This is a genomic window from Collimonas rhizosphaerae (assembly GCF_038896935.1).
In the GTDB taxonomy this organism is placed as follows: Bacteria; Pseudomonadota; Gammaproteobacteria; order Burkholderiales; family Burkholderiaceae_D; genus Collimonas; species Collimonas rhizosphaerae.
This window is the reverse complement of record NZ_JBANDC010000008.1, coordinates 95,939-109,600: the sequence shown is the minus strand read 5'-3', so window position 1 is coordinate 109,600 and position 13,662 is coordinate 95,939. Positions and strand designations below refer to the sequence as shown.

At 57.7% G+C, this 13,662-nt stretch carries 16 protein-coding genes; 3 read left to right on the top strand and 13 right to left on the bottom strand.

Annotation, left to right across the window (positions count from 1 at the left end):
- The first annotated feature begins 27 nt into the window (after positions 1 to 27).
- Positions 28 to 324, top strand: a complete 297-nt coding sequence (locus V8G57_RS13125; RefSeq protein WP_342829776.1) for a hypothetical protein — start codon at positions 28 to 30, stop codon at positions 322 to 324.
- A gap of 1 nt (position 325) precedes the next feature.
- Entirely contained in the window at positions 326 to 1,108 is a 783-nt protein-coding gene (locus tag V8G57_RS13120) for an SDR family NAD(P)-dependent oxidoreductase (protein ID WP_342829775.1), read from the top strand.
- Between the two features lie 272 nt (positions 1,109 to 1,380).
- Here V8G57_RS13120 and V8G57_RS13115 read toward each other — a convergent pair whose 3' ends face one another.
- The 5 genes from V8G57_RS13115 to V8G57_RS13095 form a co-directional block, all read right to left on the bottom strand.
- Complete coding sequence (locus V8G57_RS13115; protein ID WP_342829774.1) at positions 1,381 to 1,917, bottom strand: hypothetical protein; 537 nt, start codon at positions 1,915 to 1,917, stop codon at positions 1,381 to 1,383.
- 10 nt (positions 1,918 to 1,927) lie between these two features.
- Entirely contained in the window at positions 1,928 to 2,278 is a 351-nt protein-coding gene (locus tag V8G57_RS13110; protein WP_342829773.1) for a hypothetical protein, read from the bottom strand.
- 62 nt (positions 2,279 to 2,340) lie between these two features.
- The gene (locus V8G57_RS13105; RefSeq protein ID WP_342829772.1) at positions 2,341 to 2,823 is read right to left on the bottom strand and encodes a hypothetical protein; all 483 of its coding nucleotides are present in this window, start codon (positions 2,821 to 2,823) and stop codon (positions 2,341 to 2,343) included.
- Between the two features lie 13 nt (positions 2,824 to 2,836).
- Complete coding sequence (locus V8G57_RS13100; protein ID WP_342829771.1) at positions 2,837 to 4,087, bottom strand: PAAR domain-containing protein; 1,251 nt, start codon at positions 4,085 to 4,087, stop codon at positions 2,837 to 2,839.
- A 10-nt stretch (positions 4,088 to 4,097) separates the two neighbouring features.
- Positions 4,098 to 4,754, bottom strand: a complete 657-nt coding sequence (locus V8G57_RS13095; protein WP_342829770.1) for a hypothetical protein — start codon at positions 4,752 to 4,754, stop codon at positions 4,098 to 4,100.
- A gap of 581 nt (positions 4,755 to 5,335) precedes the next feature.
- Here V8G57_RS13095 and V8G57_RS13090 point away from each other — a divergent pair.
- Positions 5,336 to 6,505: a Fic family protein gene (locus tag V8G57_RS13090; protein WP_342829768.1), complete on the top strand. Its 1,170-nt coding sequence runs from the start codon at positions 5,336 to 5,338 to the stop codon at positions 6,503 to 6,505.
- Between the two features lie 106 nt (positions 6,506 to 6,611).
- Here the strand turns inward: V8G57_RS13090 and V8G57_RS13085 are convergent, their stop codons facing one another.
- The 8 genes from V8G57_RS13085 to V8G57_RS13050 all read right to left on the bottom strand — a co-directional run bounded on the left by V8G57_RS13085 (position 6,612) and on the right by V8G57_RS13050 (position 13,626).
- Entirely contained in the window at positions 6,612 to 7,199 is a 588-nt protein-coding gene (locus tag V8G57_RS13085; RefSeq protein ID WP_342829767.1) for a hypothetical protein, read from the bottom strand.
- Positions 7,200 to 7,222: 23 nt separating this feature from the next.
- On the bottom strand, positions 7,223 to 7,987 hold the full coding sequence (locus V8G57_RS13080) for a DUF899 domain-containing protein (protein ID WP_342829766.1): 765 nt from the start codon (positions 7,985 to 7,987) through the stop codon (positions 7,223 to 7,225).
- Positions 7,988 to 8,015: 28 nt separating this feature from the next.
- Positions 8,016 to 8,627 (bottom strand): glutathione transferase GstA, encoded by a 612-nt coding sequence (gstA, locus tag V8G57_RS13075; protein WP_092395961.1) that lies wholly within the window; start codon positions 8,625 to 8,627, stop codon positions 8,016 to 8,018.
- A gap of 111 nt (positions 8,628 to 8,738) precedes the next feature.
- Positions 8,739 to 9,425, bottom strand: a complete 687-nt coding sequence (locus V8G57_RS13070) for a Vgb family protein (protein WP_342829764.1) — start codon at positions 9,423 to 9,425, stop codon at positions 8,739 to 8,741.
- 57 nt (positions 9,426 to 9,482) lie between these two features.
- Complete coding sequence (locus tag V8G57_RS13065) at positions 9,483 to 10,709, bottom strand: helix-turn-helix domain-containing protein (protein WP_342829763.1); 1,227 nt, start codon at positions 10,707 to 10,709, stop codon at positions 9,483 to 9,485.
- Between the two features lie 73 nt (positions 10,710 to 10,782).
- A complete protein-coding gene (locus V8G57_RS13060) occupies positions 10,783 to 11,490 on the bottom strand; it encodes a hypothetical protein (protein WP_342829762.1) in 708 nt (235 codons plus the stop codon).
- 22 nt (positions 11,491 to 11,512) lie between these two features.
- Complete coding sequence (gene tmpT, locus V8G57_RS13055) at positions 11,513 to 12,178, bottom strand: thiopurine S-methyltransferase (RefSeq protein ID WP_342829761.1); 666 nt, start codon at positions 12,176 to 12,178, stop codon at positions 11,513 to 11,515.
- 239 nt (positions 12,179 to 12,417) lie between these two features.
- Positions 12,418 to 13,626 (bottom strand): MFS transporter, encoded by a 1,209-nt coding sequence (locus V8G57_RS13050; RefSeq protein ID WP_342829760.1) that lies wholly within the window; start codon positions 13,624 to 13,626, stop codon positions 12,418 to 12,420.
- Between the last annotated feature and the right edge of the window lie 36 nt (positions 13,627 to 13,662).

Genomic DNA, 13,662 nt, shown 5'->3' with positions numbered 1-13,662 from the left:
GACAAGGTCTTGACGGCGGCCGGATCAATGAACGCTTCCATCGTGACCCAAACACGCGATAAGGAATACGAAATGCCATTATTTGCCTTACCAGATCCCCAGGATCTCGCTGATATCATTGCCGATCGCCTGGATCTGTTGTGCAACGATCCTCTCTCGGTGGAGGCCCGGGCGCAGGTGATCGACAACTGCATCGCGCCAGCAATGCTAATGATCCGAGCCGGCGAAATGGTGTGCGCCGCCGGCGAGTTGGAGCAGATGGTCTTCGTCAACCTGATCGGTTCGCTGGTGGCGCAGGCCGAAACCTCGACATGGTTGAACTGACATGAATCCACTCAACGCTTACTTCCCCCTCAAAAACAAAGTGGCGGTGATTACCGGTGCAGCACGCGGCATGGCTTTACACATCGCCGGCGCACTGTCCGCCGCTGACGCTCGGCTGGCGATTCTGGACGTGCGCGCGCAGGAAGGACATGCCGTCGCCAGGATGCTTGGCGGTGCGCGGGACCGTGCCCGATTCTGGCAACTCGATGTCAGCGACAACAATGCAGTGCGGCGGACGATAGCGGCAGTCGAAGCTTATTTCGGTCGCATCGATATCCTGATCAACAGCGCCGGCGTCCATGCCGACAATGCGTCTGCGCAGGGACTATCGATAAAACAATGGGAAAAAGCGATGCAGGCCAACGTCAACGGCAGCATCTTGTGCAGCAAGCATGTGATCGCTGCGATGGAGCGGGCCGGTGGCGGCTCTATCGTCAATGTGTTGTCGCTATGCGGTATGGACGGTGAGCGGCAGGAGGCCGCCGATCATGCGGCGAAGGCGGCGCTGCGGATGGCGAACATGAATGCGATCCGCTACGCCGCGCATAATATCCGCGTCAATTCCATTTATCCCGGTGTAGCGCGGCCGCCGGCACTGGCGGCGGCCAAGCGTAAGCAAGGCGACCTGACGCAGGCGCTGACCGACACCGCCGAATTGCGGATGATGACGAACCGGGGAGCGGCCACGGATGTAGCGGCGGGGATTTTATATCTGGTATCGGATGCGAGCAGCTTTGTCAGCGGCAGTGAGCTGGTGATTGATGCCGGGTACGGTGGGTGGTGATGCATCGGAATCCTGCCTACCCCTGGACTGTGCTGACGCTGTCTGCACAATTGCAGCCAGCAACGGCGTTTGGTTGGGGGCAACTTATGAGCAGTTACGGCGGAGCCTGAAAATTTCGGCCTCGATCGGCGAGACAAACTGCAACAGGCCAGTTCGATTTCCGGGCCTGACCTAAGTGGCTTCGATCCAGCAGCCGTCATTGCTAAAGCGATGGGGCCTCACTACGAGCGATAAACCAAAATCAGAAATATAGTCGGTTCCCCGTTTCTTCTTCATGTACCAGACGAATTCTTGCCTGGTTTGTTTAATGGCGTTTCTGTACACACAATATCTTCATCCATACGCCATTGCGTAAGTAACGTCACGCCGGCGGAATCGCGCGAAAGGAAAAATATGCCGAAATAGTGATATCGGGCGCCAACGTCGACAAGATAAGGCATTCCGTATTGCAGGGGCTTTGGTTCTGCCAGTATCTTTCCAGCTCGCCAGGTCTCGCTGTATTTGACACATTGGTCTGCGCTGGCCGGCAGTGGCCGCGAACCGCGATCTTCAGAAATATGCCAAGCGATTTCACCTTGCTCGGGTTCCACGGTAACGGATCGCTGCCTTGTTCCTGTATCTTCATCAGTCATTGCGGTCGAAAAGAAACAAGGAACGTCGTCCTTCAGAATGACCTGTGTCGTTAATAATTCATAGATTGCTGGCGCATCATAACCGTCAAACATTGCACCAGATTGGCTTGACATAGCAGAACCGACGACAAGCAAAATACAAGCAATCTGACGTTGCAGAAAACTGCGAAAAGGCATTTTTCAATCCTCAATATGAGTTGTTGTCGGCAACAGTGAAGTACCCGATGTGCGTTGATCCCCAGTATGAGTAGCGCTGCCCAAGCCAAACAAACACGATTGACACAAAGAGAGAAACAAGAGCGATGTTTCGCAAGAATCGCACTTCAGAAGGTCTCTTCCTGACGGCTCCCCAAAAAACTACGTTAGCAATCTGGCAGATAACGACGGAGAGGATGAGATAGGCTGCATAGGTCACGCCGACGCCAACATTTCTCATTTCGTACCTATCAAAGAAAATTGCAAATATGCAGTAAAAGACTGCCATCAGGACTTGCAGTGAATTCACGGCGCAGACAAAAAATCGCTTGGATAACCGCATTACCGTAATCCTTCGTCAAACAGTGTTTGTGTAAGTGAGCTCAATGGATGAACGTTGAGTTTTTATTTACCGAACATGCGTTGCCATATCGACGGCTTGTCTGCATCATTTAATGGTTTATCCGTACATTTATAACCACCCTCAGCCCACTTCGTCGGTACCTGCTCACCCTGAGCGGTACGAGAGAGGCAAAACGTAACCCGGTAACGCGCATTCGACCCGATGTCGGCAAAATACGGTACGCCATCCAGCAATGGCATGGGTTCTTTGACTGTCACGCCTGTGTGCCAAGCTGTTCCATATTTAACGCATCGATCGCTGCTGGATGGGATTTGTTCTGTGCCGTGTGCTTCATAGATGTGCCACACAGTCTGCCCACGACTGATGCTGACCATAATGCTCTGTCCGTATTTCGGTGTTTCTACGTTTGCCATTGTCGCAAAAAAACAGGGCACGCCATCTTTCATGATGACTTGAGCGTCGGCGTCGTAAGGTTTTGAAGTCGCGTCGGAATTACCTGAACAGCAAAGACCGATAAATAGCATGCAGGTCGTTAAGCTATGTCGGATATGCAGGCGACGAGACAGGTTCGTGACGTTCAATCCGAGTAGTGGTGGGAAGCAAAGAAGCATCTGATGGGTTCCTCAGAAAATCGGCGAGAATAATTTGCAAGAATGGCAGATCTGCGACACGTTTTTGATGTGCCTCACTTTCGGCTCTGGATAAATATACTGCGTCGAAATAGTGTGAAATCAAATCGCCCTGCTGTTCCATATTGAAATCTGACATTGCCCTGTGGTGGCTTGAGGTCGCGTCGTATCGATATGCCCTTGCCGTATCGTAGCCAGCGTCAGATTGATATCCGCCCTTGAGTTGGATCTTGAAGCCTGCCCACGCTACCCAGTACCCCAGCTGATACTGCCAAACATGAACCATCTCATGCATGAACCAAATTTTGTCAATATCGCTTTCCGCTGAGTAATCGGATTGATAAAAGTCATTTGGGAAATACATCTCACCATTTGGCGTTATTGCATTGGCGCCAGCGCCGGGTATGTATGCCCCGTTGTGTACTTTGACTTTTGAGTAATCAATCGAGTCGCGAAACATCAGTTGGGCCATGGCAATTTCACCTGTCGTCAGCGGTCGCACTTTTTCTTTAACGACATGTTCTGTCACGGAAGAACCGACATTGTCGGCGTTGGTCTGGATTCCTTCTAACTTCACGTCAATACTCTCTTCATGTAGATCGCCGGCATTGTCCGCCTGTTTTGCGCAGCAAAATATTCGCCTTGGCGTCAAATGAGCGCTGGTAATGAAGCGGCGCTCGTCACTTTCGATACGCGCTGTTTTACCTTCCGCATCGGTAATGCCCTTAATCTTTTTACCGTCATCAAGTGTCAATGTATACGCCATGCCGTCAAGTGCAGCACCCGAGCCAAGCAGAAATTTAATCTGCTCATCGTAGCGCGTTGGGTTCACGGCCTGTCCGCCTGATGTAGAGGATCGGTCAGCACTCGCCGCGCCAAGACCCGCGCCGTTCAATCCAGGGCTTGCCTGGAAGCTGGAAACCAAAGCACACCCGCATTCACTGACATGCCCATCCAAAGCCACCGGCACACCCATCACCCGGTACGACGGACATCCTTCAATAATCTGATTGATCCCATGCAGCGGACAATCGACCAAGTCCCCAATGCGCGCCACCGCCCTGCCAAGCACCTTCTTTGCAGGCGAGCCTGTCATCACCTGCCCGCCAAGTACGTTTTGGTCGCCGGCCCGTATGATTCCTTTTCCAAGCACCATCATTTGTCTCTCCTCATTCCTCTTCCCGTGCAGCGAAGTTCCATTGCCTGAATTCCGGGTCATAGATCGCGATCTGATTGATAGGCAAGTCGTCCGTATGTGCCACTGTTTCCGGAAGGCTGGCAATGGTTTGTGCCAATTCTTGGTCTAGGCGGTGCTGGTCCCATTGGCGATTGATGACTTCCAGCGTGTCGGCAACGGCGAACAGGCCCGCGTCTGCGCGCACCTGGAGATAGGTGTCGTAGATTTTTTCGTCGACGATCAGCTCAAACGGCAGGCGGCTGAAATCGGCGGCGACAGTTTGCTGGTGCGCGATCTTTACCGGAGCGCCTTTGCGCATGACCAGGCGATGATCGGCTGCGGCGTAGCCGGTCAGGAAGAGGAAGCGGAGTGCGCCGTCAATGGCGTGGGCGTCGCGAAAATCGAAGTCGTTGGCGTGCACATTGTGACAAATCCTGGCTGGCGGCGCGGAGGCATAGGCGCCTTCTATCATCGCGTCCAGGCGTGAAAAATAACCGCAAAACGCTTTCTCGTTGCCGGAAAGGTAGAGGCACAGCGCTTCGGCATGACTCGGCGCGCCTCGCCTGGAAGCATATGAGGCCGTAAGCCAAAAGGGAGGGCTGGCATGGATGATGTGGTGACAGCTGCGTTGCGGGTCGGTGTTTAGCATGAAGTGTCTTCAATCAAGAAACTGCTTCGGGCGGATGACGAGAATTGCTCGGTGGCTCGCTCAATGGCTGGCGATGAATTATTTATTAAGACGTATGAAGTTGTCTTTTGAATAATATTTCAATATTAACACGTAACATTCAGGATAAAACAGATCTATTGATTAGCTGAGCCAGAATCAATCACCAGTTCGCTGCCGGTGACAAAGCGCCCTGCATCTGGCGCAAAATATAGGACGCCAGCGACCACATCGCTGTTTGTGTCGTTGTGCCGAGACCGTCGAAGCCGCTCTATGCCGATGACGATTATCTCAAGAGGAGCTGGCGGGGCGGATTGGGATTGAAACGAATTTGCTCAGTCGGCTGGAGCGCGGCGCTCACTACCCGTCGCTGATTAAAATGGCAGTAGCAGTTCATAGTATTGTAGACATGCAAGAAAAATAACTTTATTAGGTTCATGTCGGTAAATAAGTCGGCAAATAAGTCGGCAAAATTTATAAAAAATACTGCTTATATATTCATTAAATATGTTATAAATCAACATGTTGAATATGGCATATATATGGAAAAATAGTCGGCAAAAATGTACGATTCTCCACATCAGTTTGAACCTCTCTTGCCCAGCGCCCATAAAGAAGAGCTTTACGAGCAGGCTGGCCGGATAACTCGTGCTGCGTTTCGCCTCGCTTCCGCGGCACATCCCACCACGTTGTTAACCGTGCAAGAGCTTGTACGCTCCATGAATTCGTATTACAGCAATCGCATCGAAGGGCAAGGGACACACCCTTTGAACATCGAGAAAGCGCTACGCGACGATTTCTCACCACGGCCAGAGATTGCTAAATTGCAACGCATTGCTCTCGCGCATATCCAGGCAGAACGTCAACTGGAGTCGCGCGTAGCGCAGGGAGAATCAGCTCTCACCACGGATTTCCTGATTGAGGCACATGCGGCGCTGTATTCTCGTCTTTCAGAATCCGATCGCACTACCGAGGATGGGCATGTCATCGTGCCGGGCGAGCTGCGTCAGGAATTTGTTCAGGTCGGGCAGCATATTCCCCCCAACGCGGCATCCCTGCCTGCATTTTTTGCCCGTATGAATGAAGTGTACGCAAAGCGTGCTGGCTGGGATGCTCAGCTTATTTCGATCGCCTGCCTGCATCATCGTGCTGCCTGGGTGCATCCATTTTTAGATGGGAATGGCCGCGCCATGCGTCTGCAAAGCCATTGCGCCTTGCGGCCGCTTTCAAATGGGCTCTGGTCGTCCAGCAGAGGATTGGCAAGGGCTCAAAAAGATTATTATGCGCATTTGATTAATGCTGATGCGCCGCGACGAGGAGATCTGGATGGCCGGGGCATGCTCACTGATGCCGGCTTGGCGGAGTGGGTACGGTTTTTTCTGGATGTATGCGAAGACCAGGTCGGTTATATGACGCGCATGCTCGACCTGGATCAAATGAAGCGCCGCATAGAAGCTTTGTTGACGTTCCGGGCTGCGCATGACAAACAGATTCGGAGCGAGGCCATACTGCCGCTTTACCATGTTTTTGCTGCAGGGCCCGTGACGAGGGGCGAGTTTACGCAATTGACTGGCTTGGGAGAGAGGACCGCGCGGACATTGCTGTCACGATTGCTGGCGACCAGGCTGCTGGTTAGCGACGCTCCGCTGGGGCCAGTGCGTTTTGGGCTGCCGCTGGATTCGCTGCAATTTCTTTTCCCTGAGCTTTATCCGGAAGCCAGCTTCCAGCAATGAACTACTGAAGCTGGCATCTATTGGAGCGGCAACAAGAAACCGTCGCTTATCGCCGGTCTGCTATCAGTGCGGTTTCGCCAAGACAACGCGCCACCAGACGTCACCTTCAACGTGTCGCCGAAGACAGCTTCCGCCTGTGGCTCTGCAGTAAGCGCCCGCCAGCGTCAAACCCACGGCAGACCCCACAAGCGATCAAGCCCATGACAGCAAGCATCGCGCCAGTGTGAATCCCTACTGCCGCCAGCGCCAGTATCAACGAACCAGAAGCAGTGATCTCGCGGGCCGGCGTGTTTGCCATGCACAGCGGAATGAACACCGGCACCAGCATCAATCCGGCGCCGTGCGCGGTGGACATCATGAAGGACCAGAGCGCCAGCCCGATATGGCCTGCCGGCGCCCGCGTCTTCTTGGTTTTGCGGCCCGCCAGGTGATACCCCACGATCACCACAAGCAGCACGCCCGCCAAGACTTGCAACATCACACGATCCATAGCCAGCCCAAACACCACCGCACCTGCCACCAGCGCGACTGATGCAGCGTGCCCGATCGCAATCGGCGCCAACGCCCGCAACGCCTGTGCCCGATCGCCCGATCGCACGCCCCAGGCAGCGGCAAACGTCCACCCGGTGGCAGGATTGAGCCCATGCAGGGCGCCAACCCCCGCCACCGCCAGCCATGGCCAAAGGTTCGACATGATGCACTCTGATAGCCAGTGCTTCAGGTATGCGCACAGCAAGAAGACCCAGCCGCCGGCCCCGGCTCATAGCGGTCATGATGACGCACCCACTCCATTTTGTGCGGCACATCCCGCTCGCCGCGCCCCTCGGGCGTGAGGTCCATCATGTAATAAGCCCCCATCATCACCTCCACGCCGCGGCCGTAGGTCGAATAGGTGTGGAAGATTTGACCCGCGTCATCCCTGTAGAACACGCTGATGCCGGGCGCCTCCTCCTGCGGGAAGGACTGCATGACATAGTTGTAGCTGACCTCGCCCTTGGCCCGTTCTTCCGGCGTGAAGCTGACGTTGAAGTCGTAATTGAAATCGCTGCCATGCGAGGACACCCACCGGAACCGCCAGCCCATGCGCTGGCGGAAGGGTTCGATTTCGGCCAGCGGCGCGCGCGAAATGGCCACCAGCGTGATGTCGCGCTGCGCCAGGTGGACGTTCATGCCATCCGTGTGGTCGGCCATGAACGAGCAGCTCGGACAACCCTGCTCCCACCCCGGGCCAAGCATGAAGTGCTGCACCAGCAGCTGGCGGCGGCCGTCGAACAGTTCGGACAGCGTGCGCCGGCCCTCGGCGGTGTCGAACGCGTAATCCTTCTCGACGCGCTCCCACGGCAGCGCGCGGCGCTCGCGGGCAACCTGGTCGTGCAGGCGCATCAGTTCCTTTTCGCGCGCCAGCAGCGTCTTGCGCTCGCTCAGCCAGCGCTCGCTGGAGACCACGGGATGGTTCTTTACTTCGGAAATAGCGGTGTTCATGATGTGCTCCTTGACGGATAGCAAAGGGTCAGGCGGTTGCCGGTTGTTCGCGCCGCATCGCCGCTTGCACGGCGGGGCGGGCGGCGATGCGTTCCTGGAATGCCTGCAGGTGGGGGAACGGCGACAGGTCGAGGTTGACGAACGCTGACCAGCGCGTCACCACATACAGATAGGCATCGGCGATGCTGAACTGTTCGCCCTGCAGGAATGGCGTGAAGCCAAGCGTGGCGTCGATCAGCGCATAGTGCTTGCGCAGATGGGCCATGCGTCCGGCGCGCATTTCATCGCTGGTCTCTGGGTAGAACAAGGGCAGGTAGCCCTGGTGCAGTTCTGAATTGATATAGCCCAGCGTCTCCTGCAGGCGGTAGCGCGCCATGCTGCCGTTGGCGGGCGCGAGCTGCGCTTCGGGCTTCAAGTCGGCCAGGTATTGCACCACGGCCGGTCCTTCCGTCAGCACGCGGCCGTCGTCCAGCTGCAGTGCGGGCACATAGCCCTTGGGATTGATGGCGAGATAATCGTCGCCGTGTTCGGTGCGTTTGGTCTTGGGGTCGACCTTCACCAGTTCGATCGGCAGGCCAAGCTCGTTGGCAACGATGTGCGGCGACAACGAACAGGCGGATGGAATGTAGTACAGCTTCATGGTTTTGCTCCTTGGATTGAGGTTGATCAGGACAGTGTTTGAATCAGACCGGCGTGCGGCGTCCCTCGGCTGCGCCGAAGATATGGCCCGCTCGCCGTGCTCTTGGGGTGATTACGACCCGGCGCCTTTCGGACGCCGCACGGCGCGCACCTTGCCGCTGCCGCCGCCGCCGCAGTAAAACAGGCCGGCGCCGTCGGATTCAAGCCCGCTGACGTTGGTGCCGGGCGGCATTTCCAGCCGTTCGAGCACGGCGCCGCTGTCCGGGTCGATGCGGCGGATTTCGCTTTCGTCGCCTTCCCATGTGCCGTGCCACAGTTCGCCGTCGACCCAGGTCACGCCGGTGACGAAGCGGTTGGATTCGATGGTGCGGAGGATGGCACCGGTGGCCGGATCGATCTGGTGAATCTTGCGGTCGCGGTGCTGGCCCACCCACAGGCTGCCCTCGGCCCAGGCCATCCCGGAGTCGTTGCCGTGGCCGGGCGCCGGGATTGAGGCCAGCACATTGCCGTTGGCAGGGTCGATCTTGTCGATGCGCTGTTCGGCGATCTGGTACAGATGAGTGCCGTCGAAGGCGGTGCCGGCGTCGCAGGGGCAATCCAGCGTGCGCGTCTGCTCGCCGCTCTCAGGATCGAAGGCGATCAGCCTGGCGCCGGTGGCGGCCCAGACGTGCTGGCCGTCGTGAGTCACGCCGGCTATGCTGGTGGCGCCGGCGAAGGGGCCGTATTCGCGCACGATCTCGGCCGTGCGCGCCTTGGCCTGGGGTTTGTCTTTGCTGGGTGTACTGGCTTTGCGGGTCATCGCTGTCTCCTTGCAGTTGTCTTGCAGCACGCCTCGAAGCGGCGCCGTAAGACAACTCTATTCCATCTGGAGCGCGGCGGGGAGTAACAAGATTGTCGTGAATCCCGCCAGCGGCGGCGACAGCCAGCGCTGCGTCCGGGCCCGCCCTATGGAGCGGACCCGTCCGGCGGCCTCCAGCTCGGCCAGCGCGCGCTGCACGGTGCGCTGGCTGGCGCCCAGGGCCAGCGCCAGGGCCGAGGTCGACCAGGCTGCGCCATCGGCCAACAACGCTGCCAGCGATGCCTGGTCGCCGGCTATGGGCGGCGCCAGCACGACCACGGTGCGCTCGACCAGCGGCTTGAGCACGAAACCGCGCGCTGTGGCCTCGATCTGCGCCAGTTCCGTGACGAGCGCTCGCAGGCGGCCGATCTCGACCCGCAGGCGCGCCCGGTGCGTTTCGTCGGGGTGGCGAGTGTTGAAGGCTGCCGCAATCAAGGTTTCCCGGTCGACATCGCCAGGCCACGCCTCGGCCAGCGCGCGCACCAGGGCGAACAGCACCGGCCGCCGCGCCAGCGGTTGCCAAGCGTTGCTGGCGCCGACGCCCAGCCCGCGACGGCAGGCATCGATCACCAGCGCATCGGAAGCCAGCAGTGCTGCTACCTCATCAAGACGCAGCGCCTGCTCGCCGCCGGCAAACAGGCGCCGGGCGGCGGGACGCTCGAGCGCGGCCAGCGCCTCCGCCACCTCGGCCAGCAGCGCCGGCACGCGCGCGCGACCAGCTGCTTCGTGCGCACGAGCCAGCGACTCTCGTGCCGGGGCTACGCGCAACGAGCGCAGCGCCAGTTCCGCCGCAGCCAGTTCGGCCACCGCCGCCAAGGACGGCGGCAGGCTATGTCCATTGAGCTGCGTTAGTGCCGCTTCGGCTTCGTCGAGCCGGCCAAGCAGCAACAGCCTGCGCGCCGCGATCAGACGCGCTTGCAACGCATTGGCGTGATCGCCATGCGCCTCCAGCGTGGCCAAGGCCACCGCCAGCGCGCGCGGCGAACTGCCGAGATCGCGCACGGCCAGCGCTACCTCAGCCTCGGCGACCACACAGCGCGCGCGCGACAGTTCCTCATGAGCACCGAAACCACGGGCGGCACGCCGCAGCAGCTCACGGGAGCGCGGATGTTCGCCCAGCTGAGCCATGGCGATGCCGCGCAAGGCCAGCGCCGGCGGATCGTCGCGCAAGGCGACACGCTTGAGGGCGCCGAGCGCATCGCCGGCGGCGAGAGCCCGCGCGGAGGCGGCTATCAGGGAATCCATGGCGACAGGATACACTGCCGCAGGCCGAATTCGCGCTGCTCTATGGCGCCGTCACCTATGGACAAAATTGATGTCATTTACATTTGTTTTCCGAGAAATACCCGCTCAAATCGTAACAGCCCGCCGGTTTGATTTTATCCAGATAGATGCGTCTTTCCTGCTCCGGGATAGTCGACTTTTTTTCCGCCTTTTCATCGGCAAAATTGCCGCTGGCGAAAATTTGTTTTCCCGTTAGATAGTTAACGCTAAGAGTCCTGTCAGTGTCGCGTGCGGCGAAGCTGGCGTCTAGTCCGATAAGCCGAAACCGCCCATCCTGATAGCGAAAAACAAACTTGCTATCGCCGCCTGTGCCGCTGCCGCAGGCAAACTCATGGTGCAATAAAACATGAAGCTGTTTGTGGCGCACCTGAACATCCTGGATGCTCCAAAACGTGCATTGATCGCCTTCCTGGTTCTGGCTGGGTAAGAAACGGTCCGTTTCTACAACCTTCCGGTATCCCGACGCGGTATGAAACAGGACCAGCAAGCGCCTGGCGTTGAGATTCGCTCCCCCGCCGGAATTGCCGACAGGATTTTCTGTGCGTTTCTTCGGGTTATCCTCTTCCAGAACGAGTGCGGCATCGTCCGAGCCGCCCTGATTTAACTCCCCTGTCGCGCCGGCGAGTATTTTCCATCCGGCTGGCACCCATGCTTGCCACTTGGTTTCATCGAATTTTTCCCCACCGAATGCGACGCCGCTAACTGACAGAAGCAGGCTAAGTGCGAGTGTTGTCCTGTGCATGGGTTATTAATGCTTAACAAGTTTAGCTGCTGATCTTTTGAAGCAGCCAGACAGTCTCGGTTGACGCAACTTTCCCCTTCAATCCGCCCGCCACGTCCTTGACCTCAACCGGCATCAATTGGTAAGCGGCGCCATAATGCTGCCTTACTTCATCCTCGGTCACTGAAAACGGCGGGCCATCGATCTTCGATTGGTCGTACACGTAAGAAATCAGCAGCTGCGGCGCCGCGCCGGTTATTTGCATCAGGTGCGAGGCATATCGCTTTCGCATGTCTGCCGGCAGCGCGACCAAGGCGGCGCGATCGTATATTGCATTTATGGGGCCAAGATACTCCGCAGACACGTCAAAAATATCGCCCACCCATATGTCGATATCGTCAGCGCTGTAGCGGGTCAATTTCCCCGCTTCGGATATTGTCGGCGCCAAGCCGAGCTCCTTGAACAATTCGTTAATTGCTTGTCCGCTCAACTCTGCGCCGGCAACGCGATAACCGCTGGCAAGCAGCCATGCAATATCGTGTGTCTTGCCGCACAACGGCAGGAACACACGGCTGCCCTTTGCCAGGTTTAATTTTTCAAAATGCACTGTCAGCAAGGGGTTTGCTTCGCTTTGATGGAAATTGATTTCGCCCCGCTTCCATTTTTCATGCCAAAAACTTGCTTCCATATCGGCTCCTTGATCTTTCATTTATAAATGACATTCCATCAACTGGATGACGTGATTTGAGCAATGTGCCGAGTCGCGTTCCTGGCCAGGATACAAGTTAAAGATAACTTTAAGTCAAGCTTTAATCGTCGTAGACGAAATAGTGGACATGAGTCCTTAAGACGGGCAGTCGGTTCGTATAAAAATGCTTGAATTTCCAGGCAGAGTTGAACGGAGCTCCTTATCGCCGAAGCCGCAGCTTTGATGCAGATACCCGGCAATCAGCTACTCACCTCTTTCTGCACCAGCCACGACAATGGCAATGTGAACAGCAGGATTGCCGCCAAGGTAATCAACGCAGTGGAAACTCCCGCGACGTCGCCCAGCCGCCCAAACAACACGGGCGACAGTGCCCCGCCGCCTATGGTGCAGGTATAGAACAGCGCAAAAGCCTGCTCGCGTTTGCCTGCGCTGGCCAGTTCCGGCACCACGCCGTACAGCACCGAAGACGTCCCGTTCAAAGCGAGCCCCAGCAGCGGCAGCATCGCCATCATTCCGGCAAGCGGCAGCCATACTGCCAGCAAGATCGACAGCGATGTGGCGGACTCGGTTATCCATACCGTTTTCATCATGCCGATGCGCGCCCCCAGATAGCCGCACAGCAGCTTGCCGAACGCGCCGCCGACAAACAACAGCGACAGCGCGAGACCGATGCCTGCCGTGCCGGCTCCTTTGCTTTTTAATAAAAATGGCAGGAAGGTGAGAAAACCCATCCGCACCGCGCTGTCCAGGGTGCCGGTCAGCAGCAGCGCGCGCAATCCTGTGGCCGAACCGGTTCCGGTGATTGCCTTGGCGGCTTTGCCCTTGCTGGATGCTTGCTCTTCGCGTGCCGGAATCAGCCACCACAGCAGGCCGGCTGCGGCCAGTCCGAGCAAGCCCATCAGCGTCACGCTGGCCTGCCAGCTGACGACCACCAGCAACAGGCCCACCATGCCGGGGATCAGCGTCTTGCCGATGTCGCCGGCAAAGTTGTACTGCGCTAGCGCCTCTTTGACGCCGCCGCCGACCTCATACGTATCGGTGATCAATGAAGATGCCAGCGGATGCTGGGTGCTGGCACCCAAACCGCCGAGCAACAGCGCGACGAGCAGTACCGTGAGACCACCGGCCTGGCCGGCAATCAGGTAGGCGACGCCGGCCAGCGCCGTTCCTCCCACCAGCATGCGTTCCCGTCCCCAGCGTTTTGCCATCCGGCTGGCCAGCAGCTGGAAGCCGGCCATCATGCCGGAATAGGATCCGCGCAGCAGTCCTACCAGCGCGTAACTGATGGAAAACTGCGCCTGCCAGATAGGCAGCAGCACATAGATGAGATCGGTCAGGCCATCGTGTACCGCGTGGGCGCTGCAGGCTGCGATCAGGGAACGGCGGCGGACGGCAGTGTCGGCGTTATCCGAATCACCGGAAATTGACAGGGCTTTCAGGTCGGCCATTATTCTGGGTGCGGGAAATTGAGATGCCGCTAGCTT

Coding starts and splice junctions, on each gene's coding strand:
- V8G57_RS13070 (WP_342829764.1), bottom strand. CDS start 9,425: ATGACCCGCAAAGCCAGTACACCCAGCAAAGACAAACCCCAGGCCAAG.
- gstA (WP_092395961.1), bottom strand. CDS start 8,627: ATGAAGCTGTACTACATTCCATCCGCCTGTTCGTTGTCGCCGCACATC.
- V8G57_RS13125 (WP_342829776.1), top strand. CDS start 28: ATGAACGCTTCCATCGTGACCCAAACACGCGATAAGGAATACGAAATG.
- V8G57_RS13060 (WP_342829762.1), bottom strand. CDS start 11,490: ATGCACAGGACAACACTCGCACTTAGCCTGCTTCTGTCAGTTAGCGGC.
- V8G57_RS13090 (WP_342829768.1), top strand. CDS start 5,336: ATGTACGATTCTCCACATCAGTTTGAACCTCTCTTGCCCAGCGCCCAT.
- tmpT (WP_342829761.1), bottom strand. CDS start 12,178: ATGAAAGATCAAGGAGCCGATATGGAAGCAAGTTTTTGGCATGAAAAA.
- V8G57_RS13065 (WP_342829763.1), bottom strand. CDS start 10,709: ATGGATTCCCTGATAGCCGCCTCCGCGCGGGCTCTCGCCGCCGGCGAT.
- V8G57_RS13120 (WP_342829775.1), top strand. CDS start 326: ATGAATCCACTCAACGCTTACTTCCCCCTCAAAAACAAAGTGGCGGTG.
- V8G57_RS13110 (WP_342829773.1), bottom strand. CDS start 2,278: ATGCGGTTATCCAAGCGATTTTTTGTCTGCGCCGTGAATTCACTGCAA.
- V8G57_RS13100 (WP_342829771.1), bottom strand. CDS start 4,087: ATGATGGTGCTTGGAAAAGGAATCATACGGGCCGGCGACCAAAACGTA.
- V8G57_RS13050 (WP_342829760.1), bottom strand. CDS start 13,626: ATGGCCGACCTGAAAGCCCTGTCAATTTCCGGTGATTCGGATAACGCC.
- V8G57_RS13105 (WP_342829772.1), bottom strand. CDS start 2,823: ATGCTATTTATCGGTCTTTGCTGTTCAGGTAATTCCGACGCGACTTCA.
- V8G57_RS13115 (WP_342829774.1), bottom strand. CDS start 1,917: ATGCCTTTTCGCAGTTTTCTGCAACGTCAGATTGCTTGTATTTTGCTT.
- V8G57_RS13085 (WP_342829767.1), bottom strand. CDS start 7,199: ATGTCGAACCTTTGGCCATGGCTGGCGGTGGCGGGGGTTGGCGCCCTG.
- V8G57_RS13080 (WP_342829766.1), bottom strand. CDS start 7,987: ATGAACACCGCTATTTCCGAAGTAAAGAACCATCCCGTGGTCTCCAGC.
- V8G57_RS13095 (WP_342829770.1), bottom strand. CDS start 4,754: ATGCTAAACACCGACCCGCAACGCAGCTGTCACCACATCATCCATGCC.